The 26,707-nt window shown below is 39.0% G+C and carries 29 protein-coding genes and 2 pseudogenes; 16 read left to right on the top strand and 15 right to left on the bottom strand.

Features of this window, described 5'->3' with window-relative positions:
* Nucleotides 1–255 precede the first annotated feature (255 nt).
* Both GSM42_RS05975 and GSM42_RS05970 read right to left on the bottom strand, forming a co-directional pair.
* The gene (locus tag GSM42_RS05975; RefSeq protein WP_160800642.1) at nt 256–1,353 is read right to left on the bottom strand and encodes a murein hydrolase activator EnvC family protein; all 1,098 of its coding nucleotides are present in this window, start codon (nt 1,351–1,353) and stop codon (nt 256–258) included.
* 691 nt (nt 1,354–2,044) lie between these two features.
* Nucleotides 2,045–2,314, bottom strand: a complete 270-nt coding sequence (locus GSM42_RS05970; RefSeq protein ID WP_160800641.1) for a hypothetical protein — start codon at nt 2,312–2,314, stop codon at nt 2,045–2,047.
* Nucleotides 2,315–2,443: 129 nt separating this feature from the next.
* Between GSM42_RS05970 and GSM42_RS05965 the strand changes: the two genes are divergently transcribed.
* Entirely contained in the window at nt 2,444–2,827 is a 384-nt protein-coding gene (locus GSM42_RS05965; RefSeq protein WP_160800640.1) for a hypothetical protein, read from the top strand.
* Between the two features lie 162 nt (nt 2,828–2,989).
* Here the strand turns inward: GSM42_RS05965 and GSM42_RS05960 are convergent, their stop codons facing one another.
* Together GSM42_RS05960 and GSM42_RS05955 are read right to left on the bottom strand one after the other, a co-directional pair.
* Complete coding sequence (locus GSM42_RS05960; RefSeq protein WP_160800639.1) at nt 2,990–3,373, bottom strand: DoxX protein; 384 nt, start codon at nt 3,371–3,373, stop codon at nt 2,990–2,992.
* Nucleotides 3,374–3,396: 23 nt separating this feature from the next.
* On the bottom strand, nt 3,397–4,782 hold the full coding sequence (locus GSM42_RS05955) for an MFS transporter (RefSeq protein WP_160800638.1): 1,386 nt from the start codon (nt 4,780–4,782) through the stop codon (nt 3,397–3,399).
* Between the two features lie 119 nt (nt 4,783–4,901).
* Here GSM42_RS05955 and GSM42_RS05950 point away from each other — a divergent pair, with 119 nt between their 5' ends.
* On the top strand, nt 4,902–5,789 hold the full coding sequence (locus GSM42_RS05950; protein WP_160800637.1) for a LysR family transcriptional regulator: 888 nt from the start codon (nt 4,902–4,904) through the stop codon (nt 5,787–5,789).
* 181 nt (nt 5,790–5,970) lie between these two features.
* On the opposite strand, the gene GSM42_RS05945 is transcribed toward GSM42_RS05950, so the two are convergent.
* Entirely contained in the window at nt 5,971–6,927 is a 957-nt protein-coding gene (locus GSM42_RS05945; protein WP_160800636.1) for an aminoglycoside phosphotransferase family protein, read from the bottom strand.
* Nucleotides 6,928–7,088: 161 nt separating this feature from the next.
* Here GSM42_RS05945 and GSM42_RS05940 point away from each other — a divergent pair, with 161 nt between their 5' ends.
* Nucleotides 7,089–7,640, top strand: a complete 552-nt coding sequence (locus tag GSM42_RS05940; protein WP_160800635.1) for a hypothetical protein — start codon at nt 7,089–7,091, stop codon at nt 7,638–7,640.
* 140 nt (nt 7,641–7,780) lie between these two features.
* Here the strand turns inward: GSM42_RS05940 and GSM42_RS05935 are convergent, their stop codons facing one another.
* The 3 genes from GSM42_RS05935 to GSM42_RS05925 are packed head-to-tail and all read right to left on the bottom strand — an operon-like array spanning nt 7,781 to nt 9,315.
* On the bottom strand, nt 7,781–8,146 hold the full coding sequence (locus GSM42_RS05935; protein ID WP_160800634.1) for a hypothetical protein: 366 nt from the start codon (nt 8,144–8,146) through the stop codon (nt 7,781–7,783).
* A gap of 12 nt (nt 8,147–8,158) precedes the next feature.
* Complete coding sequence (locus GSM42_RS05930; RefSeq protein ID WP_160800633.1) at nt 8,159–9,064, bottom strand: tetratricopeptide repeat protein; 906 nt, start codon at nt 9,062–9,064, stop codon at nt 8,159–8,161.
* Nucleotides 9,055–9,315: a helix-turn-helix domain-containing protein gene (locus tag GSM42_RS05925; RefSeq protein WP_160800632.1), complete on the bottom strand. Its 261-nt coding sequence runs from the start codon at nt 9,313–9,315 to the stop codon at nt 9,055–9,057. The genes GSM42_RS05930 and GSM42_RS05925 overlap by 10 nt, the downstream gene beginning before the upstream one ends.
* A gap of 156 nt (nt 9,316–9,471) precedes the next feature.
* Between GSM42_RS05925 and GSM42_RS05920 the strand changes: the two genes are divergently transcribed.
* From GSM42_RS05920 to GSM42_RS05910, 3 genes are all read left to right on the top strand, one after another.
* Nucleotides 9,472–9,672, top strand: a complete 201-nt coding sequence (locus GSM42_RS05920; RefSeq protein ID WP_160800631.1) for a hypothetical protein — start codon at nt 9,472–9,474, stop codon at nt 9,670–9,672.
* Between the two features lie 197 nt (nt 9,673–9,869).
* The gene (locus GSM42_RS20950; protein ID WP_275402128.1) at nt 9,870–10,001 is read left to right on the top strand and encodes a hypothetical protein; all 132 of its coding nucleotides are present in this window, start codon (nt 9,870–9,872) and stop codon (nt 9,999–10,001) included.
* A gap of 14 nt (nt 10,002–10,015) precedes the next feature.
* Entirely contained in the window at nt 10,016–10,318 is a 303-nt protein-coding gene (locus tag GSM42_RS05910; RefSeq protein WP_160800629.1) for a hypothetical protein, read from the top strand.
* Nucleotides 10,319–10,356: 38 nt separating this feature from the next.
* On the opposite strand, the gene GSM42_RS05905 is transcribed toward GSM42_RS05910, so the two are convergent.
* Nucleotides 10,357–11,250 (bottom strand): VOC family protein, encoded by an 894-nt coding sequence (locus GSM42_RS05905; RefSeq protein ID WP_160800628.1) that lies wholly within the window; start codon nt 11,248–11,250, stop codon nt 10,357–10,359.
* A gap of 289 nt (nt 11,251–11,539) precedes the next feature.
* On the bottom strand, nt 11,540–12,190 hold the full coding sequence (locus GSM42_RS05900) for an FMN-dependent NADH-azoreductase (protein ID WP_160800627.1): 651 nt from the start codon (nt 12,188–12,190) through the stop codon (nt 11,540–11,542).
* A 909-nt stretch (nt 12,191–13,099) separates the two neighbouring features.
* Here GSM42_RS05900 and GSM42_RS05895 point away from each other — a divergent pair.
* From GSM42_RS05895 to GSM42_RS05885, 3 genes and pseudogenes are all read left to right on the top strand, one after another.
* Nucleotides 13,100–14,398 carry an MFS transporter gene (locus GSM42_RS05895; protein ID WP_160800626.1) on the top strand — a complete coding sequence of 433 codons (1,299 nt, stop codon included), beginning with the start codon at nt 13,100–13,102 and terminating at the stop codon, nt 14,396–14,398.
* Nucleotides 14,399–14,959: 561 nt separating this feature from the next.
* Nucleotides 14,960–15,328, top strand: coding sequence for a DUF4180 domain-containing protein (locus GSM42_RS05890; protein ID WP_160800625.1), 369 nt, complete (start codon nt 14,960–14,962; stop codon nt 15,326–15,328).
* Between the two features lie 54 nt (nt 15,329–15,382).
* Nucleotides 15,383–16,027: pseudogene (locus GSM42_RS05885) on the top strand (formylglycine-generating enzyme family protein).
* Nucleotides 16,028–16,070: 43 nt separating this feature from the next.
* Here the strand turns inward: GSM42_RS05885 and GSM42_RS05880 are convergent.
* Both GSM42_RS05880 and GSM42_RS05875 read right to left on the bottom strand, forming a co-directional pair.
* Entirely contained in the window at nt 16,071–16,910 is an 840-nt protein-coding gene (locus GSM42_RS05880; RefSeq protein ID WP_160800624.1) for a CPBP family intramembrane glutamic endopeptidase, read from the bottom strand.
* Nucleotides 16,907–17,659: a MerR family transcriptional regulator gene (locus GSM42_RS05875; protein WP_160800623.1), complete on the bottom strand. Its 753-nt coding sequence runs from the start codon at nt 17,657–17,659 to the stop codon at nt 16,907–16,909. The genes GSM42_RS05880 and GSM42_RS05875 overlap by 4 nt, the downstream gene beginning before the upstream one ends.
* A gap of 169 nt (nt 17,660–17,828) precedes the next feature.
* On the opposite strand from GSM42_RS05875, the pseudogene GSM42_RS20525 reads away from it, so the two are divergent.
* A pseudogene (locus GSM42_RS20525) lies at nt 17,829–18,135 on the top strand (alpha-ketoglutarate transporter); the annotation flags it as partial.
* A 157-nt stretch (nt 18,136–18,292) separates the two neighbouring features.
* Here the strand turns inward: GSM42_RS20525 and GSM42_RS05870 are convergent.
* From GSM42_RS05870 to rpmB, 3 genes are all read right to left on the bottom strand, one after another.
* The gene (locus GSM42_RS05870) at nt 18,293–18,520 is read right to left on the bottom strand and encodes a hypothetical protein (protein WP_160800622.1); all 228 of its coding nucleotides are present in this window, start codon (nt 18,518–18,520) and stop codon (nt 18,293–18,295) included.
* Between the two features lie 106 nt (nt 18,521–18,626).
* The gene (locus tag GSM42_RS05865) at nt 18,627–19,409 is read right to left on the bottom strand and encodes an SDR family NAD(P)-dependent oxidoreductase (protein WP_160800621.1); all 783 of its coding nucleotides are present in this window, start codon (nt 19,407–19,409) and stop codon (nt 18,627–18,629) included.
* A 176-nt stretch (nt 19,410–19,585) separates the two neighbouring features.
* Complete coding sequence (gene rpmB / locus GSM42_RS05860) at nt 19,586–19,774, bottom strand: 50S ribosomal protein L28 (RefSeq protein WP_028778351.1); 189 nt, start codon at nt 19,772–19,774, stop codon at nt 19,586–19,588.
* 205 nt (nt 19,775–19,979) lie between these two features.
* Between rpmB and GSM42_RS05855 the strand changes: the two genes are divergently transcribed.
* The 6 genes from GSM42_RS05855 to recG all read left to right on the top strand — a co-directional run bounded on the left by GSM42_RS05855 (nt 19,980) and on the right by recG (nt 26,630).
* Nucleotides 19,980–20,345 carry an Asp23/Gls24 family envelope stress response protein gene (locus GSM42_RS05855; protein ID WP_160800620.1) on the top strand — a complete coding sequence of 122 codons (366 nt, stop codon included), beginning with the start codon at nt 19,980–19,982 and terminating at the stop codon, nt 20,343–20,345.
* 12 nt (nt 20,346–20,357) lie between these two features.
* Nucleotides 20,358–22,034, top strand: a complete 1,677-nt coding sequence (locus GSM42_RS05850; RefSeq protein WP_237446492.1) for a DAK2 domain-containing protein — start codon at nt 20,358–20,360, stop codon at nt 22,032–22,034.
* A 17-nt stretch (nt 22,035–22,051) separates the two neighbouring features.
* Nucleotides 22,052–22,924: a DegV family protein gene (locus GSM42_RS05845; RefSeq protein WP_160800619.1), complete on the top strand. Its 873-nt coding sequence runs from the start codon at nt 22,052–22,054 to the stop codon at nt 22,922–22,924.
* Between the two features lie 6 nt (nt 22,925–22,930).
* Nucleotides 22,931–23,593 (top strand): L-serine ammonia-lyase, iron-sulfur-dependent subunit beta, encoded by a 663-nt coding sequence (sdaAB, locus tag GSM42_RS05840; protein ID WP_160800618.1) that lies wholly within the window; start codon nt 22,931–22,933, stop codon nt 23,591–23,593.
* A 104-nt stretch (nt 23,594–23,697) separates the two neighbouring features.
* On the top strand, nt 23,698–24,591 hold the full coding sequence (gene sdaAA, locus GSM42_RS05835) for an L-serine ammonia-lyase, iron-sulfur-dependent, subunit alpha (protein WP_160800617.1): 894 nt from the start codon (nt 23,698–23,700) through the stop codon (nt 24,589–24,591).
* Entirely contained in the window at nt 24,588–26,630 is a 2,043-nt protein-coding gene (recG, locus tag GSM42_RS05830; RefSeq protein WP_160800616.1) for an ATP-dependent DNA helicase RecG, read from the top strand. The genes sdaAA and recG overlap by 4 nt, the downstream gene beginning before the upstream one ends.
* The last annotated feature ends 77 nt before the right edge of the window (nt 26,631–26,707 follow it).

Below are 26,707 nucleotides of genomic sequence, written 5' to 3'. Positions count from 1 at the left end.
GTCTAGTTTCAAGATAGGTGACTCGAATATAAAAATTAGCATACGAAATGATATCTAAGGAAACATATACGAGGTTTTATTACGAAAAGAAAAACAAGTATTTATATGGTTTTCACATCCCTTCGAAGTTACTTTGAATTTCACAGCTAAAAAATTAGTCCCACAGCTGTGGGACTAATTTTTTTTCGTTTATGCTCTGTTTCTACATGTACCTCATGGTACTCCATAAAAAGGGAGGTAAAGGACAAGTCGAAATTATATAGACATCCATTTTCGCGGATTGGAAGATGGAGGTTTTTCTCCATTTCCATACCTTACTTCAAAGTGTAAGTGAGGTCCAGTTACATTTCCATTTGCTCCAACGTCAGCAATATGCTCTCCAGCTTTTACTCTTTCTCCAGCACGTACTTTGACTTGGTTTGGATAGCTATGAGCATAGCGTGTGAAGACATGTTTTCCGTTTTTCTCTCCATGATAGATGGTTATCAGCCAACCATAACCGGAAGATGGTCCACTAGAAACTACTACACCATCTCCTGCAGCAAAGATCGGACTTCCTGTTCCGCCGCCAAAATCTGCACCTTGGTGAAGAATAGGTCGTTTGTAGATAGGATGATTACGATATCCCCATTCAGAGGTAAGTGCACCATTGGAAGGACGCTTCATAGGTCCATCATAAGGGAATCGAAGTTTACCATTTTTCCAATCTTCTAAATTGATTTGACTGAAATCATCTTCATGAAGTTCTTCAAATGCTTCTAGAACATCCAGATTTTTTTTGTCTTTTTGGGCTTCTTGGACGATTTTGTTATATGCTTCCTTTGATTTTTTTATTTGCTCGTTTTGTTGGGTGACTAATAGATCATACTTACTCTTTTCTTGTTTTATTTTTTGTACGACTTCTTGTCGTTCTCGTATGAGGGTAGTATCTTGCTTGATAATCAGGCGTAGCGTTTCTAATTTATAAAGAAACTGACCAAAGCTGTCGGCTTCTAGTAGTTGCGAAGTATAGTTGAATTGACCATGTTCATAAAAGAAACGAACACGTTTTCTTAAGATTTGATCATATACTTTCAATTCTTTTTCCGCATTGGTTAATCTCAACTCGATCGGTGCAGCTTGTTTTTGAATTTCTTTAATTTTTAGATTCGTTTCATTTATCTGATCGACAAAGCTCTGTAACTTTTTATCTTGTTCTGCTATTTTATTTAAAACGTTTTCTTTTTCTTGTAGATGTTCTTCTAGTTTTTTTCGTGTTATATCTTCAGCTTCTGTTGTAGCAAAAGGAAACAAAGGGAATATAAGCGTAGTGATCATGCAAGTAGATACAATATTTTTTAGTGAAATTCGCATGTTGGATCAATCCATTCTATTTTACAGCTTTATCATGATGTAACGATATATGTAGGAAAAAGCTCTTCATTGTGATTGGATTACCACCTCTTTTTGTTTTCGAAATATATGTAATATCTCTGTTTGTTGTCACAAATAGAGAAAAGACAAATGAGAAAGTTTTCATTGGTTTCTTTTTATATCAGTAGGATGAACAGGAAGTATACTTATAGATATTATAATAGAATTTTTTTGAGTAAAATGGGTGCGTTTTAACATTTTTGATGTACAATCTACACATTTGAGACGAAATTTCCAATCTTCCATCCATGGGAGGTCCAGCGGGAGCAAGAAAATAGTTGAAGTTTTCACGATTCTCGAATGGTCGAGAGATATCTATTGCTTAGAGAAGATGATGTTACTTTGGTGGATGTGAGAGACAATATTTAGGTTGGAGTGGGTAAAAACAAATCCAGTCATAGGCAATTTGAGAGCGCATTTGCTTGATCACTTGGGAGATCAAGTAAATTACTAAGTAGATTTATTTTATTGAGATAAATGGGGAGAGCTTCTAATAATTTGCTTTTAAGAAAGAAGAGATGATTTATGATGCGTCAAAAGAACCATTCTCTTGTCGCAAATATTGGAGAGTCTGGGCAGTAAATCCTCACTACCCAGACTTCACATCAGGATTTCAATATCGAACTACGAATTATGTAGCTGATTCGACTGTGACAATGCCTTTGCGCGAAAACCCTTCTGGAAGCACGGTATACTCTTCCTTTTTCTTGTTCTTCAAAAGAGCTACATCATTTGGACCTACTTCCAGATCATACTCCGAGTTTACCCCGAGCTTGAAGAAAGCGTGATCGGGAAATCGCGTATCATGAGGTTCCCGCACCCAAGGTACGAAAACAGTAATGTTCCATGTGTCGCTAAGGTTTGTTGGAAGTTCGAGCTTTTGACCCTTGGCATTAGGCATTTTTGATCCTTCTGTGAAAAGAGAGATAGGCTGATTTTCAGCCAATATTCATTATAAAAGAAAATATCGGAAAGGAGAAGAAAATGTTATGATGGTGGCATCAGCAGGTTGATCCCCTAGGAGAAGTCTTTGGGAAACCATCGCAAGCACCTGAACATCCCCGTACTGGCGCTTCTGGCCAGCGCGTACAAGCTGGGAGAGTGGCGCACGGAAGAGGCAGCAGAAAAGCGCATGGAAGCAGCGGCGAGGGAAAGCTACCGAAAGGGCTACACCTACGGCTATGTCGAGGGTCACACCAATGGCTATGTGAAGGGTGTGGAATCTGATGGAAAGTCTAAGGTGAAGTGTGCAACCGACTATGAGCAGAAGACCGTCGACGTGTACGCAGACATCCATTGTTATCGCACTATCAATGGAAAGCAGTATCACAGTGGCTGGTTCTGGCTCGACGAGAGCTATGTCGGTCCTGGTCCCGACGGAGTCCCGGCCACGAGTGGACCCAACGCCAAGTGACGTAGAGTCCCACTCCTGAAGGAGGAACCCTGCTCGTTCGTGCACCCTCAGGTGCACTTAGACCGCTGGATCTATGCGAAATTGATCCAGCGGTCGCCTGCATTTTAAGACTTTTTTGGCATGATGATATCATTGCTTCACCAAAGTCTGCAAAGGGTTTCTTTAATTTTTTGCTTTCAACAAGCACTGATAACTCGCTATATGAGTAAAAATAAGATATATCTGTAGAAGGCCAATTACTAAGGAAGGAAGGATAGATGCGATATCTAGAAATAGATGAAAAAGTATCATATTTACGGAAATAGGTGTCAGTAACACGAGCGCTAGTGGCACAAAGCGATTGATTAAAAGGGATAAGCCAACAAGCGCCATAACGCTATAGACAGTTGGCATCATATATCCGGACTCTATTAAAGCTAGCATCAAATGGTTAGCTGGTTCAGAAAACTCCATCGAATACGATGGATTTAATAAATTGTTTATCCCTAAGAAAAACAACAAAAGTCCTAACAATATGCGTAAAATCAAAGTGATTTTTTTCATCATCGTTCTTCTCTCCTCTAAGTCTTTCATTTCATTTCATCAGCGATACTATGGGTAGTAGTCTTCTCTTTCTCTTTATACATGAATTTGTATAAGAGTACTAAATTCAGTAGAGCTAATAGGAAGAAAAACAAGTACAGATTGCTATAAATACTAGATTCCCCCGCCATGGACAATGGGTTGAGTGCAGGGACTTTGATATATTCGACAGCTTTGGTGATAATGGCACCAGCAATGGCAATGGTTAAAAAATTGGATAAACCATAAACTCCCATACCAACTCCTGAATGTTCAGCAGGTAAATTTGACGAAACCAATTTGCTGATAGCTGGTTGCATAAAGATATAACCAACTTCAGTGAAAATCAAAAATATAGCGATGGTCCATGATGTATACCCAGCGAACGTCGAAAGGGAGAGAAAGCCAAAACTGAGCAGCACGATAGAAACTATTAATACATAGCGATTACCTTTTCGATCCGTTAGGGATCCACCATATTTCCCTAGGAGGGCAGAAACAGCAGCGGCTGGAGCCAATAACAATCCAATCCAATATCCATTTAAATCATAAACTGAGCTGAGAAAAAGTGGTGTTACAAGAAAAACGCCAAAATTGGTAGCAGTGTTTAAAGCACCCATAAACATCCCATTACGATAAGATGAGTGACGGAATAAGGAAAAAGGGATAAATGGATGTGCAGATTTTTTTTGTCGTATGAGAAAAGCAACAAAGAATACAAAACTGAACAACAGCAGCCATAGATTCAATAGAGTAATGGATTCCATCAAACTAACGATGAAAGCTCCTAGCAATCCTGCACTGAAAATATCGATGTTCTCTTTTTTCTTAGGAACTTCATTAGGTAGCCATTTGCGAATAAAGGGAAGAGCAATGACGATACTCAAAGAGAAGAGAAACAAGTATCTCCAATGAAATCCAGTAAGGATTCCTCCTAAAATAGGACCGATGATACCCGCAAATGCCATCATAGAAGCTACTTGCCCCAAAGATTTCCCCCTTCTTTCCAGGGCAATGAAACGAACAGGAATCGTCATCGCTAAAGAAGGAATAGAAGAAACACCGATTCCTTGAATAATTCTACCGATAAGTAACAATGGATAACTAGGTGCTAAGAAACAGAAAAGTGAGCCAATGGAAAACAATAACACCCCAAAGGTGGCTAGATTTCTTATTCCATAATAATCAGCTAATTTACCATAGATCAGAGCTCCAAGAGCAGAGATGATTCCCGATACGGTAATTACCCAACTGGTTGTAGAGGGACTGGTGCTAAATTCTTTCGCTATGTCAGGAAGTGCAACATTTAGCATATAGCTGTTGATGATGGCAAATGGAACAATGAAACAAAGTAAACGGGTGATCTTTGTTTCTTCTGCGATAGATAGGTTCACTATTCTAAACCCCTTTCACTCTTTTCGATAGCTTTATTGTATGGTTGATCTATCATAAAGAAAAATGTATATTCGTTTATGTAATCATAATTAAAGACTTATGATAAGGGTGGGATGACATGGATTTACTTCAACTGAAGTATTTTCGAAAGGTTGCAAAGTTGAATCATTTAACTCAGGCTGCACAAGAGTTACACATCACACAGCCTTCTTTAAGTCAAACAATCGCTAAGTTGGAAAAAGATTTAGGGGTTCCTTTATTCGATCGCCAAGCCAGAAAGATTAGCCTAAATCAATATGGAGAAGTATTTTTGGAAAAAGTGGATGCAGCACTGGCATTACTCGAAGAAGGCAGAAGAGAAATTACAGATATGGCAGGATTAGATCAAGGAACAGTATCCATTGACACTACATTTTTACCGCAATTTTCCGAGTTCATCAACAATTTTCGCTCCACCTATCCAGATGTTCGCTTTCGTATTTCTCAAGTATCTACAAAAGAGAATCAAGAACAACTTTTGGAGAGTGGAGAAATAGACTTTTACATTGCTTGCAAACGAAAGGAACGAAATGGAATTTCTCACTTACCGATACAAACGGAAGAAATTGTACTTGCTGTACCTTTCTCACACCCGTTAGCAAACCAAGAAAGTATTCGATTGAGTGATGTTAAGCATGAGTCTTTTATTCACTTTAAAAAGGGACATTCTTTTCGTGAGGATACGGATGAATTGTGCAAAAAGGCAGGTTTCACGCCGAATATTGTATGTGAAACGGATGATTACAAGACGATAGTGGAATTGGTGAAATCGGGGATTGGAATCGCATTTAGTCTGGAAAGCATATTAGACAAAGAAAATCCTTTTCATTATTTGCGCATAGAGGAACCAATTTGTCAGCGTACTTATCAATTGGTATGGTCCAAAAAAAGATATTTATCTTCGGCTGCTCGTATGTTTCGTGACTTACTAACGGAGCACTATGCAAATGAAATAGATCATATTTGAATGAAAAACACCAATTCCTTCATAAAGTAGAAAAGTGCGACAAAGGGAGGTTTTTTTGTCGCACGCTGGATACTGAAAAAGGGTATTGCTGTGTCATAATAGATTTGTAATAAGTTAAATTTAATCCAGGGGATGGAATTATCTGTACTTTTTGAGACTAACAACAAGAATCACTGTTCTTTTACTGGCTATTTCGTCTCCAGACTTTTTTCGTATAGTTAGCAAATGAAGGAATACAGTCAGGTTTGCAATCAATAGCCCATCTCATTTTGTCACATGCATCCAGTAACAATAAAGTTTCAAGCATAGGTTGTATAGTTAGAAACTCAAGCTGAGAAAAACCATAACCTTGAAGGAAAGCATCAAATTCAGTTTGAGTGGGTTTTCCTATGTCAAGATGAGATTTTCGTAATTGAACGATATCCCAGTAAGGTGTGAGATGAGCTTCTGCACAGCCCCAATCCAACACAGTGACATGGCCAGTATCATCTACGATAGTATTTTTTAAGGAAAGATCTCCATGAACCAAACCAAAAGAAAAGGGTATATCCAAAAGATTTTCAAACTTTTGTTTTACGATTTTTATATCTTTTTTCAACCATACTCCTAAGGAGATGAATGGATCATTCTCTGTCAAACTTTCTAAATTGTATCTAATAAAGCCATGCCAAGAACCATCAAATCCCTCATGGGTAGAGGCGGTAAATGTTCGGTTAGCAGGATCAGATAAAATTTCACCATAACCGTTAACTGGTATGGAATGAATCCGTTTGGTGTATTTACCTAACGATTTCCAGATGGTTTTGGTATCCAAAGAACTGTCTCCGCCATTTATTCCTTTGACTTTTGTTTGGATCATATAAGCTACTTGATCGATTTTTCCAATTGTAAGTACTTCAGGTCCAGGAATTCCATAAAGTGTTGCTTGTTCAATACACCATTTTTCTTTTTCATAAATAGGCAAAGCAGCTGGTGATTCATTCATTCTGACGATGTATTCAGAAATATTGGTTTCAACCAAATATACTTGATTCACTGCTCCTTTTCCGATGATCGGATGGATAAATTGAACTTTTTCAGCTAATACTTGGAGGATTATTTGTTTGGCTATATCATGATAACTCGTTGCAGTTGACATTTTTATCTCCTGAAAAGTCTTTTTGTTTAAATATAGTTATTCGAGTGCGTCAAAAAGACGGTTTTTTTGTTGTATATGGTGGAGGATAGACTACTTTTCTTTCAATCAAGAAAACTGTAAAATAATACATAGTCAGATCAAGCACAGTACGAGGAGAAAACGTGGCACGTCGAATCGGTGGACTCAGCAAGCGCGAGCGTTTGATCATCCAGGCACGACGGATGAAGCTGAGGTTCAAGCTCTCCATCTCGGAAAACGAGCTGGAGAATCTCATCAATCGTCAGCCCATCACGGAGGAACAGAGGGATTTTGTCAACAAGATCCTTCAGCGATTCCCGGGGAAGAAGTGTCCTGAGAAGATGACCTACGGTCAATTTCGAAAGATCAGGACGATCGCTACCGAAAACGACAACGAGTACGCCATCGAGAAGCTGAATCTCGAAGAAGGAAAAGTCATTGAGTGGGGAGGAGAATACTACCTCATTACGAAGATCCTCAGCGACCGTTACATGTACAAGATGGTAGTGCAAAAGGTCAACTTGCATCGTCGCGGCGGATGTGAAGGAGTCGACGGAGTTACCATCACCCCAATCGGTGACTCTGAAACTATCGATCCGTGCGATGTCCTCTTCTTCGGTGGTGTCATTGATCTGAACACCTGGCAACCCGAGGTCGACTTCTGGGGAACGCTTGAAGGCGAGCCGGCTTTCTAGAAATTGATGCGGGTCCGTGCCCGGGGTTAGTACCTACACTAACCCCGGGCTCGTGCGTTTTTTGCGAGCAACAAAGAGGTATTCGAGTGTTGCACTGTAGTAAGAAACAAAGAACCAGTCAGGAGAAAGCCGAACTGGATTTAATATTGTTGCGACAGGACGGTTCTCTTGTCCATGATATAGGTTTGTGAGGACAAAAAAACAAATCCAGTAGGAGCATATCTTGATTGGATTTGTTTGTTCTGTTTAAATACCCATTGTTCACAACAGATTTGTTTTAAAATCTTATTCATATCTGGCGGCTCTGCTTCTAAATGTCTTGAAGTTCCTAAACTATGGTTAAATGACATACTTTTTGCACCACCTTTCCATAGCTCTAAAGATAACTGATGAAATTGTTCTACGTATTTTCGGAAATCATTTAGATTATCCTTCTTACAAGTCTCTGCTAGTTTCATTAAAATGTCCCATTCATGTTGAGTATAATGATGAGTTTCTGTAATCAAGAGAGCTTCTTCCTATTGTTTTTTTGCTTGAGTATATTGTTCTTTTTGGAGATAACAGTCTCCTAGAACAATTAAAGCATTCACTAAGTGGGGTTTATCTTTTGTTTCTTTCCCGATACCAACAGCTTGTTCTAGTGTTGTCTTTGCTTTTTGATTGTTATTTAATTCTAAGTATAACAAACCTAATTGAGTGTAAGTGCTGATGGTCAGAGGAACATATCGAATTTTTTGTTTTAATTTTAGAGCAGTTTTCAAACATTGCTTGGCATTGATAAATTCTTTTTTCTTTCTATAACTTTCCCCTCTGGTTGTCCATAACTCAAATGTTCGGTCATAAAGCTTATCCAATCGAGCCAGTATCATACCTTCTTCTGATATTCGAATGGATTGTTCATAGAATCCGAATTTATTCAATAGTGTTGCTTGAAGTTGTTCAAGATTTGTTTTTGCTTCTGTACTAGCAACTAATGATTTGCAATCTATTAACTCATCGGTAATACGAAATGCTTCTTCGTTTTGATTGAGCTTTTCTAAAAAAATTGCTTGACTTAACAATATGTTGTATTTTAGATAACTCCGTTCTGTTCCCTCTATAAAATACTTTTCTCCTTTTTTCAATATGGCGATTGCTTGTATTAATTTACTTTGTTTGCCAAGGATTCTTCCTAAACCATAGTAGCAGCCTGATATAATATTAGAATTGTTTAGTAATGAAATATTGTCTATGTACCATATTGCTTTCTCATAAAATTCTTGTGCCTTACACCAATTTTGTTTTGCTTCATAAATCTGCCCTAATAAAAAATAATACTCTCCCAACAAAGGGTCATCTGGTTCTAATTGAATACTGTTTAATTCCTTCCATGCTTCATTTACCCCAACTAAGTGAATATCATGTTCAATTGTCTTCAATAGCAATCGAATATCAACTTGATTATCGCATCCTTCCTTTTTTCCTCTAATAGTTCTTCTACTTCTAACCCCAAAAAATCACAAATTGCCACCAAGTTATCTTCCGCCACTTGATACGCCCCACGCTCGATTTTGCTGACTAGAGAAGGGGAGATGTCGAGAGACAGAGCCAAATCTTCTTGGGTAATCTTTTGTTTTCTCCTCGCTTTGCGGATTTTCTCTCCTTGTTCATAGGAAACAAATATAGTAGCTTTCATTCGATTGGTTTCCACTCCTTACTACTTAAAAATTGTAATCAAGTTTCTTTTACATAAGAAGAAAAAGATAATTTCTTCAAATAATTATGAATATTTGTTTGTACTGCCTTATGCTTGTGAAAGAAAGACGTTGGATAGAAAAGAGGAGAATTTCACATGGATTTATTGTTAAAAATCGAAGGCAAAGGAGAGGCGATTCGCGATTTTATTACCTTTATGAAATCAGATGAACGCTATGCGATTTATGCTAGTGCGAGGTATTCCCTTTCACAAGAGAAAGATGTGGTGGAATTCACTTTTCTTAAGCGACATGTTGGAGGTGAGGGAGATAGGAGAGGTGAAAATTGCTCAGATTGAAAACGAGGTAGCTAAGTTTTTTGTGTCTTATGGTGATACAGAACAATTCATTTCATGGAGAAAGCAATTTCGATGAGCGAAAATACGTCAGATCTAATCGAAGCGATAAATGAGTTTATCTACTTAGGAGAATCCATGCAAGGTATCATAAGCAACTACAAATTCCTTCAATCAAATGGGAGACGCTTACTCGATTTGTGGGGAAAGCAACTATCAGAGAAGTTCGCACGCTGCATACTTCCATGATGATGCGTATTGCGATGTCGGAGATAGATAAAATTCAGAGAATGGATCGATACCTCAATCTATTAAATGGAATACAAAAATAATAGGGGGATTAAGTATGTTATCTATGTATTTGAAAGGGGAATGTCACTACGTTGAAGCGTTTGTCACTCATTTAAAAATCGCAGCCTTTTTTCACCTTGTTAACCGAAAACCAGAAAGCAGAAGGGGAAATAGAGCTTATTTTACTACCAATCTGTTTAAACCAAGTCTTTCTCCTGTATCAAGGGTTGAACTGGTGACGATGGACAATCAAGTGATTGAAATCGAATTACTTCATCTTGCGGAGACAAGGGTGAATGAGCATATCCGGCAAATTTCAGGTTTGAGTTACGATATATTTTCTACACCAAAAAGATGAAGATAAATAAAAAAGAGGGACCAGATTAGTCGCTCTTTTTATGATGTTTTACTTTCCCTGTAGGCTTTCTCTAATGCTGCAAGATCAAACTTTTTCATTTTTAAAAAGGCTTGTGTAATAGAGTTTAGCTTATCTCGATCGTTCGTACGCATCATTTCATTCAATTGTATGGGGGATATTTGCCATGAAAACCCGTATTTATCCTTCAACCAGCCACATTGTTCTGCTTCTGGTACAGCGGAAAGCTTTTCCCAGTAGTAGTCGACCTCCGTTTGATCTTCACAATTCACCAGAAAAGAAATTGCTTCATTAAACGAAAAGCCGTGTTCATGACCGCTGTCCATTGCAGCAAATTTTTGTCCCTCTAAAGTAAAAGCAGCAAATTTTAGTGTTCCTTCTGCATCAGGTGCTTCTCCTTTTTCATATCGTGACTTCACATCAAAGTTAGCATTTTGAAATGCAGAGATATAAAAGTTAATCGCTTCCTCTGCTTTTCCGTATATATCTCCAGTAAACAGAAGAGAAGGTGTAATTTTTTGTGTAGTCTCTTGGGTACTGTGCATGATCTGCCACGAGAGCCCGTATTTGTCTTGCAGCCATCCATATCGCTCACTAAATGGATAAGAATCGAGCGGCATAAGTGTTGTACCGCCTTCAAACAACTTGTCCCACAGCATATCCACTGTTTCTTTTGATTGACAATAAACCATGAAGGATACAGAAGGATTAAACTGGAAGAAAGGTCCAGCATTGATCGCCATAAAGTCTTGCCCAGCAAGCACAAACGAAACAATATCACAATCGCCTGATGGAGTATTGTGAATTGTTGTGATGTTGGTAACCTCTGAGTTGTCACTAAAAATAGAAACATAAAACTCGGCAGCTTCTTTCGCTTCTTTATCAAACCATAAGTGGGGTACGATTTTTTGCATTTTTTCATTCCTCCCATTTTTATCCATTATAGCAAATTACCAGCGAGTAGACGAACGTAAATTCGGTAAAAGTTCTGGGAAGAGTAGAAGTTGTTTGCATAAGTTTTCTTCCTATCACGTATAACGAAAGCTTTTACCAAAGTTAAATCAAGAATCTCTTTCCATTTAGGAAATTTGCTAAGGTTATGCATTCAAAATCAGCAGATTATTACATCGTGAAAATATAAAAACCCTTAGGGTAATAAGGGTTTTAAGTTCGTTTTTATTGCAATGTTCGATATCCGTGATTTTAAGCTACTGTTACAGGTGAAGCGAGCCTAAATGCTGCTTCTTCGGCTTCTTGAAATGCCTTTTTGCGTATTTGCTCACGATCTAGTAAGGAAATGCCTTGAGCTCTGATAATTTGGTACTCTTTTACTCCTAAAAATTCAAACATCGATTTCAAGTATTTATGAGAGTATTCTACTTCATTGTACCAATCATTATTTGTATAGATAGAGCCACTGCCCTGAATAACAAGGATACGTCTACCATCGTTCAATAGTCCTACTGATCCAGCTTCCGTAAATTTATAAGTCTCACGCGGAACAATGATAGCATCCATATAATCTTTTAGTTTGGAAGGGATATTAAAGTTATGGAGTGGCATGACAATAACATACGTATTTGCATTCTTAAATTGCTGCAATATTTCTGACCTGCGGGCCATGATACGTTTTTGTTCTTCACTCCATTCTTTCTTTTCTATTAGCTTTTGCTGTGCATCAAGAACAACTTTATCTACTGGCGGTACATCATCACTATATAAATTAATTTGTTCGATTGACCCTGTAGGATTTAAGCTTTTATATACTTTTATAAAGTAATCATATACTTCTAAACTAATGGAGGTTTTAGAATTAATTTGAGGATGGGCATTAATAATCAGCATTTTCACCATAATATCATCACCTTATCTAATTGATTCTTTCCTATTATATATAACAAGGATAAATGTTGTCTATAATTATTTTTTTGCGTTTTTTAACATTATAGGAAAGCTATCGAATAAGAGAAAAGCCCTTTTCTCTGTATGTACTACGGAAAAAACTCAATCTATGAATTATCTTTGTGGAAATGGCCGCCAAAACATATTCCACAGATACCAAAATCTCCATGTAGTTTCGACTATCATCACTCCGCATTAAGGATAACAAGAGCTGCCTGAGAGGCATCTGTAGAAAGCTACCATGTTCTTCTTTCACTGGCCTCACGAAGACTTCCCAGATTCGCTGAATGCCATCGATATCGTCCTGTGGACAATGGAGGGATGAAAAAATATTGATCAGAAATTATTGATTTTTAACGTAAAAACACATAAATGATGATATAATTTTAAAAATCTACGGCTGTAGATTGGACGGAACTATATTTAGGCTTGTAATAGATTTCCTCCATGTGCTGTACTTCTCTGTACCTGTAGTGTTTTTGGTTTCTATGTAGGAAAGATATGGAGGTAGATTTAGGAGGGAGTTGAAGTAATCAAGAAATCCATTATGTTCGAGTGCTGGGCATAGTTAAGATACTGATTGACTCAGTAGAAAATCTAACCTGTTTAAGGGAAGTGAAGAAATCCTTTGTTTTTATGGCTTTGTACATACAAGGGATGGCGGTTTATAATATGTATGTAACTAGGATTTGTTGACTCATTTTTTATATCAGTGGAAAATATTTTTAAAAGTTTTTGAAGTGAATCCCTCAAGGTTGTACTTTTCTGAGTAAAAATATTCTTTCATGTAAAAATTAGAAATGAGGATCACATGTAACTTGAAGAATGAGTCTATCACTGGAACATTACGAGGAGGAAACAATGTCTCAATCCGATCACGCAAAAACACGAAGAATAACAAGTAACATCTTCAAAGGTTCGGTTGGTAATCTCATTGAATGGTATGACTGGTATGTATATGCTGCGTTCTCTGTGTATTTCTCGGCACAGTTTTTCCCAACGGGAGATCCAACTAGCCAACTGCTTAACACGTCGGCAATCTTTGCTGTTGGTTTTCTGATGCGCCCGCTAGGGAGTTTGTTACTAGGTCGTTATGCGGATCGTTATGGCCGTCGTGCAGCTCTGACGCTGTCCATTACTGTTATGGCCAGTGGTTCTTTGATTATTGCCATTACACCCAGTTACAGTACAATTGGTGTGGCCGCTCCGATTATCTTAGTCCTTGCACGTCTGCTTCAAGGGTTATCGCTAGGCGGTGAATATGGAACCTCGGCAACATATTTATCAGAGATGGCGAATAAAGGCCGTCGCGGATTTTATTCGAGTTTTCAGTATGTCACACTTATTGCTGGACAGTTGGTGGCACTTGGTGTCCAAATTATTCTTCAGCAAATCCTTAGTGAACCCGCTATGGAGTCTTGGGGCTGGCGGATTCCTTTCGTCATTGGAGCGATGGGAGCATTGGCTGTATTGTGGCTACGTCGTACGATGGATGAATCAGAACAATTTTCAAAGATGAGTTCGAAGAGCCGAGAGAACGCTGGGACGATACGGGCTCTGATGAAGCATCCCAAGGCAGTAATGGTTGTTGTTGGATTAACACTTGGTGGAACAGTTGCTTTCTATACTTACACGACATATCTGCAAAAGTTTATGGTCAATACGGTTGGAATCGAAAAAGAAGTTGTCAGCTGGATTAATTTTATTGCTTTGCTGATATTTGCTATCCTTCAACCAATCGCTGGATTGCTGTCTGACCGAATTGGAAGGCGTCCATTATTAATTAGTTTTGGTATTTTGGGGACTTTACTGACAGTGCCATTGTTTTTATTTATGGAACAAATGAAGAATCCTATAGGTGCCTTTTTACTCATGATGATAGGTCTTATCATTGTCACTGGTTACACTTCTATTAATGCGATCGTAAAAGCTGAGCTATTCCCAACAGAAATCCGTGCCCTTGGCGTAGGTTTTCCTTATGCGATTACTGTTGCTGTGTTTGGAGGAACAGCAGAGTTTATCGCATTATGGTTTAAAAGTATTGGGTTCGAAAGTACTTTTTACTACTATGTTGCAGCTTGTATTCTCATAAGCTTTATCGTCTATTGGCGTATGGGAGAGTCTTCAAAGGAATCTCATATGGATGCTGAAACACGTTAGCTGAAATTTATATTTTGACCTAATCTGTTTTTATATATGATGTAGGTGTCCTATAATGGAAATGAAAACGACTTGAGCGTACATGGATACTCAAGTCGTTTTCCTATATGTGAGGCTCATGTATTCTTTAAGCGTGCTTACTATATTTACAGATAAGAGTTGGAATGGTACTCAAAAACCGCAGTGGTTCTATTTAAAGTTCAGGATGGTTCGTGACAAGAGAGCGATTTATATAGAAAAGAGATGATCTGAGTTAAATTGAAAATATTATGTTTTGCCAAAAAGTTGTTGGATGAGGATTTGCAGGAAGTAGTATTCAAGAGTTATCTAGCCGATATTCAAAGGCATAGCAAAGATATGATACTATCATGGGTGAATGTCTGTAGGAGATTCTTAAAACCCTGCATATGGGTAGCTAACGTTTGGGTAGTAGGTTTAAGTTTCTTTCGAGTAGCAAATATCCCTCTAGTAAAGGACGGAGATACCCGTTACATTTGTAACGGGTATGTGAGAAAGCTTACCAGTCAAAGAACGATAATAAGGAAATTAGGATGTTGGAAAATGAGTATAACGAAGATAGAAACAAGCATTGGAAATATTGCCATTGTCAAAGATAGTCAGATTATCATACAAGATGTGCAATCTGCCTTGGATCTTATGGCAACTGTGCAATATGAGGCAGACAGCAACCGAATCATTGTACATAAATCGTTATTTAGCGAACAATTTTTCGATCTGAAAACACGCCTTGCAGGCGAAGTACTTCAGAAGTTTATCAATTATTATATGAAGGTTGCAATTATTGGGGATTTTTCTGTGTATTCCAGCCAAAGCTTAAAAGACTTTATCTATGAGTGCAACAAAGGAAACGACATCTTTTTCTTACCGACCGAAGAAGAAGCGATAGAAAGATTAAGCAGGCGAAAATAAAAGAAGGGCCTGAGGAAAGAGATGTTACAAGCAAGGAGTTTGGAAGATTACCCAATGATAAAAATTCCTGCTGGTAGTCTAGAATTACGGGTTGATCGAAAAAAGACTACTTGGATGGTTGAGGTCAAATCTTTGTCGCTTGCACAGGTTCCTGTTACAAAAGAGTTATACTTCTCCATCTTGCAAAGGTCCATTGGATTAAATGATTATCCTCAGACTCCAGTTGTGAATGTTTCGTGGAATGAAGCCATTTTATTTTGTAATCTGCTTTCCAAGCAATCAGGTTTAAAAGAATGTTACACAATAAGTGAGAAAGGGGAAAGTGTTAGTTGTAACTAGGATGCAGATGGTTATCGTCTTCCTACAGAAGCAGAATGGCAGTATGCATGCAAAGCAGGAACATCTGGCTATCGATAGGGAGAACTCGATCGAATAGCATGGTATCATGACAATTCAGAAGGTGTGCTTCATGAGGTAGGTACAAAGGAGCCAAATCCATGGAAGCCCTACGATATGTTGGGGAATGTGTGGGAGCGGTGTTGGGATTTATATGATGAGAATGTATATGGATCCTATAGGATTTTCCGTGGCGGAAGCTGGGCTGAAGAGGCTAGAGGTTGTGGGGCAACTTGCCGCCGTCGAAGTCACCCTACATTTCAAATTGATGATCTAGGCTTCCGCCTTGCTAGATCCTTATAAAGCATTAGAATGTTAGAACCAATAAAACACAACGGCTATAAAATCATCCGTTGCCCTTTTTCATTTTATGAATGACAAACAATACAGTTATCATAAAGATACAAGGACCTAAGTAAATCAGCACGATACTTAATTCATGAATAAATTGAACCTGAATAAATGAATGGCTTTTATCTGAAACAAAAAATCGTGAATTCATCAAAAATGTCAGGTGAAATCCAATGTTCATCCATAGGTTACGGGAAACAATTCTGCATAGTTGAAGGACAATCCCGAAAATAAGGAGTGTAATGACATAATCGACAGTAAAATCTAGTCCAGCTTTCAATCCAAATACTGGTAAGATAATGGTGATGGATAGAGGGGCGAGCACAAATAACCCAACTTGTATCAAAACGGCTAACCAGCGTCGAAAAGCTTGGTTGAGGTTGTAAAAAAGATAACCTCGAAAGACAAGCTCCTCTGGAAATGCTTCATAAAGGAATGCTGCAGGTATATTGATCAGCATCATCCATAATAAAGGGAAAGAAGCCTGTATGGAGATGATGTTGGACCAGCCAAACTGCTGACTAAGCCAGAGGGAAAAAAGTAGAAAACAGATAAAACTGCCAATTCCAAAAAGAAAGAATAACCAGCCATATCGAAAGGATACCAACCCCAGTTGACTCGGCGAAATATGAATGACCTTTTTACATAAAATAAGGATAATGGGCAAAGTAATGCTCGTGACGACCACTCCTTGTATCATTTGTTGAATTGGCTCATTCATCGGGTATAAAATGGAAAGCTGATCCACTAGAATAGGAGATAGACCTAAAACAAATGTAAAAGTAATCCATCCAAGAAAGAGATTGCTGAATAAAGTAAATTTAGATGTCATCATGTAAGGTTCTCCTTCTGATAAACATCCATGGTGGAATCGATATACTGGATAGTTTCTTTATCAAAAAGGAAGGAGATCTGCTGATTGGCTTGGAATTTCTTATAGTAATACCAATATTTGCTTAATAATTCCTCGTCACCTTCTACATACTGCATCAGCAATTTGTGAAAACGAGACGCTAATTGTTGGGACTTTGGATCAATTGGAGAAAGATGTCTATAATCTTTAAATTCTCCTATAATTTGAACTAGTTCCTTTGACTCCTCTGTATCATGATCCAATTTAGGGATTCTTGTTAATTTTTCATACTCTTCATCAGAGAAATGCTGTCGCATATAAATTCTTTGTTTACGGAAGTACTCATTATGAAAGGATGTCTCATCTTCATTTAAAAAAATGTTTATATCTTTCCAATTCACATTTCCTTCTGTTAAAGAAACATTCAAACTTAGTCTAATTAAGTTTTCCATGTACATTATTCTTTTTCTTTCATATTGTATGAGTTCCAAGTGTTCTTCGAAAACAGTCTTCCAGTCTTGTTTGGTGAGAATAGTTTTGATTTGTTCCAGATGAAATCCTAGTTTTTTTAGTGTTAGAATACGTTGAAGTTGGAGAATATCTTCTTCTGAATAATACCTATAACCAGCTTCTGAGATATGAGAAGGTTTGAGTAAATCGATCTCATCGTAGTAACGTAAAGTGCGGATGGTAATGTCTAGCGTCTTTGAAATCTTACCAATGTTGTGCATTTTATCACCTCGTCATCCATTATAAAGTCTCACGTTAAAGTGAGAGTCAAGGTGAGCAGTAGAAATTGATCTAGTGGTTGTAATTGGATTTATAAGATGTATTTATTCGTCTTTAAGTGGAAACAAATGAATCCCTGAGTAACAGAGCAAGCAGTGTTTCTAAATCCCAGAGCAGACTAAAAATCCTGTGGGTGCTTTCTCACTTATGATGTTAGGTCTCATCATTGTCACTGGTTATACATCTATCAAAGAAATCCTGTAAGCTGAGCTCTTCCCACAGAGGTACGTGTGCTTGGTGTTTCCATATGCACTTATCGTTACGGTGTTCGGAGGAACTGCGAGGTTTATATATGGTTTAAGAGAGCAGGGGGGCCGAAAGTATCTTCTACTACTATGTACCTGTTTGTATTCATATAAGCTTTATCGTGTATTGGGGTATGGATGAGTTTTCAAAGAAATCTCATATGGATGCGTAAAGAAATGTTTGATGAAGAGATAAGGTGATGAATGATGCTGTTGAAATGCATTAAGTTTATTCATTTTCTTTTTACGAGGGAGAGTTATATTTTCTTTTCAGCAGTCCGGCGTGACCCTAAAATGAGTCACGCCGGAGAGTTCAGTTCCTTGTCATGATCACATGACTGCCAGAAGTACCCCGCCGATGCTGATCAGAAACAGGCCACCTGTGACGAACAGGCCGTTGATCAGGATTTTCTTCATGTTCTGGCCGTGACCCTTGAAGTTGAAGGTCATGACCGCCCGGAAGAAGTCAGGGGCCATCTTGATGGTATACACGAGGCCGCCAAAGAACAGCACCAGACCCGCTACGAGTGCGAAGGTGGCGGGGATGATGAGCACCATGGTGTGCTTCCTTTCGTGATGTTGTGTTCTTTGAACACAACCGGAACAAAACGTACTTCTATTATAAAGTAATCAGAAACGTCTTACAATGTAATCAATTTTTAGATTACAGCACACCAGATGCTCCACCATCAATATTGACAGCTGTACCTGTAACATAAGAAGCAGCATCTGATACAAGAAAGGTAATGACTTTTGCTGCTTCCTCTGTATTACCGATTCGACCGAGAGGGATTTGGTGCTGAGGGAGAGTTGCATACTGTTCCCATGTCAGCTCAGGTGCTTGTTGTTTCCAGCGTTTTTCAATTTGGTCACTGCGGATCAGTCCGATGCATACCGTATTTACCCGGATGTTATCGCTTCCAAGATCGCGGCTCATGGCTTTGGTCAGTGCCAATCCTGCTGCACGGCTGACTGTTGTTGGAAGGGAAGAAGCAGGTGGAGTTTTCGCTAATACAGCAGTCACGTTAACAATGGAACCGCCACCATTTTGCCGCATAAATTCAGTGGCATGTTTGGAGCAGTTTATCGCACCAAATAATTTTAGATCAAGGTCTTGTTGCCATAGATCTGTATCTACTTCTTCAAAAGGATGAGCAGCAGAAGTACCCGCATTATTGATGAGTATGTCCAAACGCCCAAAGTGTTCATAAGTATGCTGGACAGCCCTTTTGCAATCGTCTTGCTTTGTCATATCAGCTTGTATAGGTAAAACTTGTACTCCTGTTTTTTCAAGGATATGGGTGGCTGCGATTTTCAGTTGTTCTTCATTTCTAGCACAGATTGCCACATTCGCTCCCTCTCTTGTAAGACTTAGAGCTGTTTCCAATCCTATACCTTTGCTGGCTCCCGTGATAAGTGCAACTTTAGCTTCTAATCCAAGATTCATTTTTACATCCCCCTTATTGTTTTGTATTTTCTAATCTAACATGAATATATGATTCCCAAAATCTTTTTTCGGCAAATAATATAATAGAAATATGTTAATCTAGCTATAACTATTTGGGTATAACAAAAAATCCAGATCAGGTTCTCTCCCGACTGGATTCGTTTGCATATATCCGATTAAACACGAGTTACTTTGCCGGATTTTAGAGCTTTGGTACTTACATAAACACGCTTTGGTTTTCCGTCAACCAAAATGCGAACTTTTTGTACGTTAACGCCCCATTTTTTACGGCTTTTGCGATTGGAGTGACTTACATTGTTACCTGCATGTCCTTGTTTTCCTGTGATAAAGCAACGACGAGCCATCGATACACCTCCTAACACTAACGCTTGACATTGTAGCATATTCTAGGGTCTTCTTGCAATGTACTTTCCTTCCTCTTACCGTTTATTGTACAATGAACGAAAGAGCGGATAGAAATTGCATTTCATTTAAGAAGATTTGTTTTGATTTATATTCATTTAACCAAGAATACTAGTATAACTAAGCTGATTAAGGAAGGTTGATGAAATGAGTTTACAACTAACAAACAAACTTGGTCACATCAAAGTTTCAAATGATGTCATCGCCACATTGGCCGGGGTTGCAGCGATGGAATGTTATGGTCTAGTGGGTATGGCTTCCCGCAGTCAACTGCGTGATGGTATTACCGAATTGCTAGGGAGGGATAACTTAGCAAGAGGTATTGAAGTACATACAGGTCAAGATCTAGTTACGATTGATATGCATATTATTGTTGGGTATGGAACCAAAATTTCCGAAGTCGCAAAAAGTGTGCAGTCCAAAGTGAAATATACATTAAATGAGCTAATCGGGATTCAAGTAGAACATGTAAATGTTTATATTCAAGGTGTACGTTTGGTAAACGAAGATTAAGGAGGGCCTCGGTTGGAACGATCTAAGATTAACGCACAACTCTTTCTCTCCATGATGAGAGCTGGGGCAATGGAACTGACAAATAATGTTGATAAGGTAAATGCACTAAATGTTTTTCCAGTCCCAGATGGGGACACAGGAACCAACATGAATTTGACCATTACATCTGGTGTTACCGAGATGGATAAAAAAGCTAATGAGTCTACGGTGGGAAAACTAGCGGAAGCGCTTTCAAAAGGGCTTCTGATGGGAGCTCGAGGGAATTCTGGTGTTATTTTATCCCAGTTATTTCGTGGTTTTGCAAAATCTGTATTGCGTTATGAAGAAATTGGACCAAAAGAGTTTGCGGAAGCGTTTCAAGCAGGTGTAGATACTGCCTATAAAGCAGTAATCAAGCCAGTAGAAGGTACGATTTTAACAGTAGCTAGAGAAGCAGCAGCTGCGGGAATGTTTCATGCGCGAGCTGCGAACCATCCATTAGAAATATTAGATGCTGTATTGGATGAAGCAAGAAAGTCGTTATTGAGAACTCCAGATTTATTACCTGTTCTCAAGCAAACAGGGGTTGTGGATGCTGGAGGACAAGGGCTAGTATTTGTTTATGAAGGAATGAGGAAAATTTTATCTGGAGAAGAAGTCTCTATAGAATTAAAACCTTCCTCCAATCTGCCAAACTTAGACTTAACACATGAAGCCCACGCTGGTTCCCATATTGACCCAGCTACGATCGTAAATGGTTATTGTACAGAATTTATGATTTTGCTAACGACAAAACGACGGAAAACAAGAAAATTTAATGAAGTGCACTTCCGTGAAGAGATATCTCAGTATGGAGATTCTGTTTTGGTTGTGTCCGATGATGAATTAGTAAAAGTACATATACACGCAGAGCATCCAGGTGATGCTTTAAACTATGCATCTACTTATGGAGATCTAACGAGAATTAAAATTGATAATATGCGTGAGCAGTTTGAAGATGTTACAGGTGTCACTGCTATTCACCAGGAACCTGTCAAAGAGCCAGAAGCAAGTAAGTCCTATGGTATTGTTGCTGTAGCTACAGGCCAAGGGATCAGTGATATATTTGAAAGTGTTGGCGTCGATGTGGTGATCACAGGTGGGCAGTCTATGAATCCTAGCACAGAGGATCTCGTGAAAGCCGTGAAATCGATATCAGCGAAACATATATTAATCCTACCTAATAATAAAAATATTATATTGACAGCAGAACAAGTAGATGAATTAGTAGATACTCCAGTATCCGTTATACCTACAAAGACCATTCCGCAAGGACTTTCGGCTCTTCTTGCTTTTGATGAAGAAAAGGATATAGAAGAAAACGAGAAAAAGATGAACCGAGCACTCAAATCAGTGCAGTCAGGCGAAGTTACTTATGCTGTTAGAGACACTGTAGTGGATGAGGTAAATATCGAAAAAGATGATTTCCTTGGGATTCGTGAAGGTAAAATTATTACAGCAGGTAAAAACATGTTGGAAACAGCTTATGATCTGTTGTTCAACATGATGACATCGGAAACAGAAGTAGTAACATTGTTGTTTGGTGAAGATGTCACAGAAGAACAAGCCAATGACCTAGTTGCAAAACTCACAGAAGAATATCCAGAAGTAGAATATGAGGTTTATGAAGGCGGACAGCCGTTGTATTATTTCTTATTTGCAGTGGAATAGGATGAGGAGGAACTGATTTGGGTCGTGTTCATGTATTTACAGATAGTACAGCAGATATTCCAAAGAAGCTTCAAGAGGAATTACAGATCAAAGTGATTCCTTTAAAAGTTCATTTGGATAATCAATCTTATTTAGATGGAGAGACCCTCGCTCCAGAAGAGTTTTACAAGCGACTTGAAGTTGCTGAAAAACTACCTACGACATCTCAACCATCCCCAATGGATTTTTGCGATGCTTATAAAGACGCTATCAAGCAAGGCGCAAAGGAAATTATCTCTATTCACCTGTCTTCTGCATTGAGTGGTACGTATCAATCTGCCGTATTAGCAAAAGGGATGTTGGAAGAGGAAGAAAGTATCAGCTTGACTGTTGTGGATAGCAAATCGGCTTCTTATGGTATAGGCGTCGTAGTTTCAGCAGTTGCAAGAGCAGCTCTAGCAGGCAAAAGTGTAGAAGAATGTCTAGAGATTGCAGAATACTTTATTGAAAACCAACAAATTTATTTCTTAGTGGATAACCTAGAGTATTTGAAAAAAGGTGGACGTATTGGCAAAGCCTCTGCTGCAGTGGGTTCTTTGCTAAATATAAAGCCGATCTTGTCTATCAATAAACATGGCGAATTATATGCAGTAGAAAAAGTACGTGGTAAAAACAAAGCCTTTGGTCGCATTCTTGAACTTATCAAAGAAAAGATTCCTGCTGGACCTTTATCTGTGACGGTAATTCATGCAGATGCGCAAGAAGAAGCAAATCGATGGATGAAAGTAATGGAAGATCAATCCGAATACGAACTTCGTGAAAAAGTGATCTCCTCGATTGGTCCCGTTATTGGAACACATACAGGAGCTGCAACATTGGCATATATTCTAGTACCTCTAAAGGAAGAATGATGACAAATGAAGTACCGTACTGTATTTGACATTATCGGTCCTGTGATGATTGGACCTTCTAGTTCACATACAGCAGGAGCTGCACGAATTGGAAGGACTGCCAGGAGTCTATTTGGGCGTATTCCAAAAGAAATAACGATAACCTTATATGGCTCATTTGCAAAGACGTATCGAGGTCATGGTACAGATATCGCTTTAGTAGGCGGGTTATTGGATTTCGATACATTTGATCAACGCATACCATCGTCACTGCAAATGGCAAAAGAAGCAGGAATAAACGTTCGGTTTGTCGAATCAGAAGAGATACCTGATCATCCAAATACTGCTCGTATACTCATTTCGGATGAGAGTGGCAAACTGGAGATAGTGGGTATTTCTATAGGTGGCGGGAAAACGGAAATTATCGAATTAAACGGATTTGAATTAAAATTATCAGGAAATTCCCCTACTCTTCTTGTCCTTCATAAAGATCAATTTGGTGCTGTAGCTGATGTTGCTACCATATTAGCGAAACATGAAATAAATATTGGGTACATGCAAGTAGCTCGGAAAGAGAAAGGTTTGGAAGCGTTGATGTCGATCGAGACGGATCAACCTGTCTCTGATGAACTACTACAAGAGATACGCCTTAAATCAGGTATGTACTCTGTAACCGTACTAAATAATTAGAACCACCGTTATTTATATCGGTGGTTTCTAATTGATAGATATTTATCTATGTAACTCATGAAAGCTAACTACAACCAAATTTTCTTGTGGAAGGAGATAAAGCCATGAACTTTCGGAGTGTTGCAGAATTAGTGGAACTAGCAGAATCGGAAGATCTTAAAATTTCCGAAGTGATGGTTAGACAAGAGTCTGAGGTGATGAACCGATCTCGCGAAGATATATGGGCCGAGATGGGAAGAAACCTAGATGTAATGGGTCAGGCAATTGCTCGAGGTTTATCAGAAGATAAACGTTCTCCCAGTGGATTATCTGGTGGAGATGCGAAACGAATTCAGTACTATAAAAAGAACGCGCCGATTTTACTATCAGGAGAAACAGTATTGGATGCCGTATCACGAGCTACGGCTGTTTCCGAAGTGAATGCTGCAATGGGAATTATCGTTGCAACACCGACAGCTGGAGCATGCGGAATATTACCAGGAACGATCTTTACTGCGGCTGAAAAATTTAAATTAGATCGAGATGCCATGATCGCTGGGTTATTTGTTTCAGGTGCAATCGGATATTGTATTGCAAATAATGCATGTATCTCAGGAGCTACAGGCGGCTGCCAAGCGGAAGTAGGAAGTGCAACTGCGATGGCTGCGGCTGCCGTTGTCGAAATGGCAGGAGGAACACCTTCTCAATCAGCAGAAGCAGCAGCCATCGCATTGAAGAATATGCTTGGGCTTGTTTGCGATCCTATCGCGGGTCTGGTAGAAGCTCCTTGTGTAAAACGAAATGCCATGGGTGCTGCGATCGCCATGGTGGCAGCAGATTTAGCCCTTGCTGGTGTGAAAAGCATCATCCCGACAGATGAAGTCATAGGGGCTATGTACAAAATTGGTCAAGACATGCCAGTTGCTCTTCGTGAGACGGCTCTTGGGGGATTGGCAGCCACTCCAACTGGACGCTCATTAGAAAGGCAAATATTTCATGATACAAAGGAAGACGAATGATCAAACTTACAAATATTCCGGTTACCACATTGCCTGGAGTTGGACCAGAGCGGGCAATGCATTTATCTGAATTAGGTATTACGACAGTATTTGATCTGCTGACTTATTATCCATTTCGGTATGATGATTATCAGGTCACCAATCCTGTGGACGCTCCTCACGAGGAAAGAGTTACTTTCCAAGGGATAATTGCGGGAGCTCCAAGTATACGTTGGTATGGAAAAAAACAATCCCGTCTGACGGTAAAGCTAGAAGTAGACGGGATTCCGATAACAGTCATTTGGTTTAATCAACATTTTTTGAAGTCCAAACTTACAAATGGATTACCTATCATGGTTACAGGAAAATGGGATCGCGAAAAGTTACAGATAATTGGAGATCGAACATTTTTAAGCAAAAATGAGCAGCAATTACACCAGGATCAATTGGAACCAGTTTATTCTGTAACGAGTAAAATCCGTGTCGCATGGCTAAGAAAGCTTATTTATGAAGCTTTCAAGGAATATGGTAATCAAATAGAAGAAGTGCTGCCGGAAACGTTGCGAACAAAATATAGACTTATTCCTCGAGCCAAAGCGATGTATTTACTTCATTTTCCTAAAGACATGAAAGATGGGCATCAAGCGAGAAGAGCCATTGTCTATGAGGAATTGTTTCTGTATGAATGCCGGTTAATGTGGTCAAGACTGCAAGATCGTAAGGAAACAAAAGGGATTACTAGAGAAATCCCCAAGGATAAGCTTCAACTAATGTTACAAAGCCTTGATTTTCCGTTGACAGGAGCCCAGCAAAGGGTGGTAGATGAAATATGCTCTGATTTAGAGTCTCCTCATCAGATGAATCGACTACTCCAAGGTGATGTCGGATCTGGGAAAACAGTAGTTGCAGCTATTGCATTGTATGCCAACTATTTATCTGGATACCAAGGCGCGTTGATGGTTCCTACGGAGATCCTAGCAGACCAACATGCTACTTCTCTTAAAACACTGCTGAAACCATTAGGCTTACAAGTCGTGACACTCACCGGAAATATGACAGCCGCCAATCGACGGGAAGTGCTTGGGCAAATCCAAATGGGGTTAGCAGATATTATTGTAGGGACACATGCACTTATTCAAGAAAAAGTGATCTATCGCAAACTTGGATTGGTGATCACGGATGAACAGCATCGCTTCGGAGTGAAACAACGTGCATCTTTGCGAGAAAAAGGAGAAGCACCTGATGTGCTGATGATGACTGCAACTCCTATTCCACGCACCCTTGCGATATCTGTATATGGAGAGATGGATATTTCGATTATTGATGAGATGCCTGCCGGAAGAGAACCTATCACTACGTATTGGGTAAAGAAAGAAGCTTGGGAAAGGATTATCAAATTTGTTGCCAAAGAGTGTCAAAATGGGAGACAAGCTTATATCATATGCCCGCTGATTGAGGAATCCGAAAAATTAGATTTAGCGAATGCAGTAGAATTATTCGAGCAAGTGACTTTGGAACTATCTCCGATCCGTGTCGGATTGCTGCATGGGAGAATGAGCTCCTTAGAAAAAGAAGAAATCATGGGTTTATATGAGCAAAACGATGTGCAGGTTCTAATCTCCACTACTGTGATTGAGGTAGGCGTAAATGTACCAAATGCTACTGTGATGGTTATTTATGATGCAGATCGTTTTGGTTTAGCTCAACTTCATCAGCTTAGAGGAAGAGTTGGCAGAGGCGGAGGAGCATCTACTTGTGTGCTTGTAGCAAACCCAAAATCAGAAACGGGCAAAGAAAGAATGGAAATTATGACAGAGACGACAGATGGATTTGTCATCTCAGAACGAGATCTGCAAATGAGAGGCCCAGGGGATTTTCTTGGAGTAAAGCAGAGTGGACTTCCTGAGTTTCGCTTGGCAGATTTAACTCGTGATGAACATATATTGGAAGTTGCTAGAACAGATGCAAAGGAAATACTTCACTCCCAAGAAGGTATCACGGAAGAAGAATACCAAGTTTTGTTGACAAAACTGCAAACTGAGGAGTTGATGTTAGATTGATTTTTTTGAAAAAAGCAGCAGAGGCTGCTTTTTTTATTAGTTCTTGCGCCGAGAATACCTCCATCTTCCATAAGTGG

Source organism: Shimazuella alba (genome assembly GCF_009831235.1).
In the GTDB taxonomy this organism is placed as follows: domain Bacteria; phylum Bacillota; class Bacilli; order Thermoactinomycetales; family Thermoactinomycetaceae; genus Shimazuella; species Shimazuella alba.
Note: the sequence above shows the minus strand (reverse complement) of the source record. Positions and strands in the feature narration are given on the sequence as shown.

Bases quoted from the DNA above. Each gene is read 5' to 3' on its own strand.
- GSM42_RS05960 (WP_160800639.1), bottom strand. From the start codon at position 3,373: ATGATGAAAAAAATCACTTTGATTTTACGCATATTGTTAGGACTTTTG.
- GSM42_RS05870 (WP_160800622.1), bottom strand. From the start codon at position 18,520: ATGGTGCTCATCATCCCCGCCACCTTCGCACTCGTAGCGGGTCTGGTG.
- GSM42_RS05920 (WP_160800631.1), top strand. From the start codon at position 9,472: ATGGATTTATTGTTAAAAATCGAAGGCAAAGGAGAGGCGATTCGCGAT.
- GSM42_RS05975 (WP_160800642.1), bottom strand. From the start codon at position 1,353: ATGCGAATTTCACTAAAAAATATTGTATCTACTTGCATGATCACTACG.
- GSM42_RS05900 (WP_160800627.1), bottom strand. From the start codon at position 12,190: ATGGTGAAAATGCTGATTATTAATGCCCATCCTCAAATTAATTCTAAA.
- recG (WP_160800616.1), top strand. From the start codon at position 24,588: ATGATCAAACTTACAAATATTCCGGTTACCACATTGCCTGGAGTTGGA.
- GSM42_RS05970 (WP_160800641.1), bottom strand. From the start codon at position 2,314: ATGCCTAATGCCAAGGGTCAAAAGCTCGAACTTCCAACAAACCTTAGC.
- GSM42_RS05890 (WP_160800625.1), top strand. From the start codon at position 14,960: ATGAGTATAACGAAGATAGAAACAAGCATTGGAAATATTGCCATTGTC.
- GSM42_RS05925 (WP_160800632.1), bottom strand. From the start codon at position 9,315: ATGAAAGCTACTATATTTGTTTCCTATGAACAAGGAGAGAAAATCCGC.
- rpmB (WP_028778351.1), bottom strand. From the start codon at position 19,774: ATGGCTCGTCGTTGCTTTATCACAGGAAAACAAGGACATGCAGGTAAC.
- GSM42_RS05865 (WP_160800621.1), bottom strand. From the start codon at position 19,409: ATGAATCTTGGATTAGAAGCTAAAGTTGCACTTATCACGGGAGCCAGC.
- sdaAA (WP_160800617.1), top strand. From the start codon at position 23,698: ATGAACTTTCGGAGTGTTGCAGAATTAGTGGAACTAGCAGAATCGGAA.
- GSM42_RS05875 (WP_160800623.1), bottom strand. From the start codon at position 17,659: ATGCACAACATTGGTAAGATTTCAAAGACGCTAGACATTACCATCCGC.
- GSM42_RS05855 (WP_160800620.1), top strand. From the start codon at position 19,980: ATGAGTTTACAACTAACAAACAAACTTGGTCACATCAAAGTTTCAAAT.
- GSM42_RS05945 (WP_160800636.1), bottom strand. From the start codon at position 6,927: ATGTCAACTGCAACGAGTTATCATGATATAGCCAAACAAATAATCCTC.
- GSM42_RS05905 (WP_160800628.1), bottom strand. From the start codon at position 11,250: ATGCAAAAAATCGTACCCCACTTATGGTTTGATAAAGAAGCGAAAGAA.
- sdaAB (WP_160800618.1), top strand. From the start codon at position 22,931: ATGAAGTACCGTACTGTATTTGACATTATCGGTCCTGTGATGATTGGA.
- GSM42_RS05950 (WP_160800637.1), top strand. From the start codon at position 4,902: ATGGATTTACTTCAACTGAAGTATTTTCGAAAGGTTGCAAAGTTGAAT.
- GSM42_RS05880 (WP_160800624.1), bottom strand. From the start codon at position 16,910: ATGATGACATCTAAATTTACTTTATTCAGCAATCTCTTTCTTGGATGG.
- GSM42_RS05910 (WP_160800629.1), top strand. From the start codon at position 10,016: ATGTTATCTATGTATTTGAAAGGGGAATGTCACTACGTTGAAGCGTTT.
- GSM42_RS05895 (WP_160800626.1), top strand. From the start codon at position 13,100: ATGTCTCAATCCGATCACGCAAAAACACGAAGAATAACAAGTAACATC.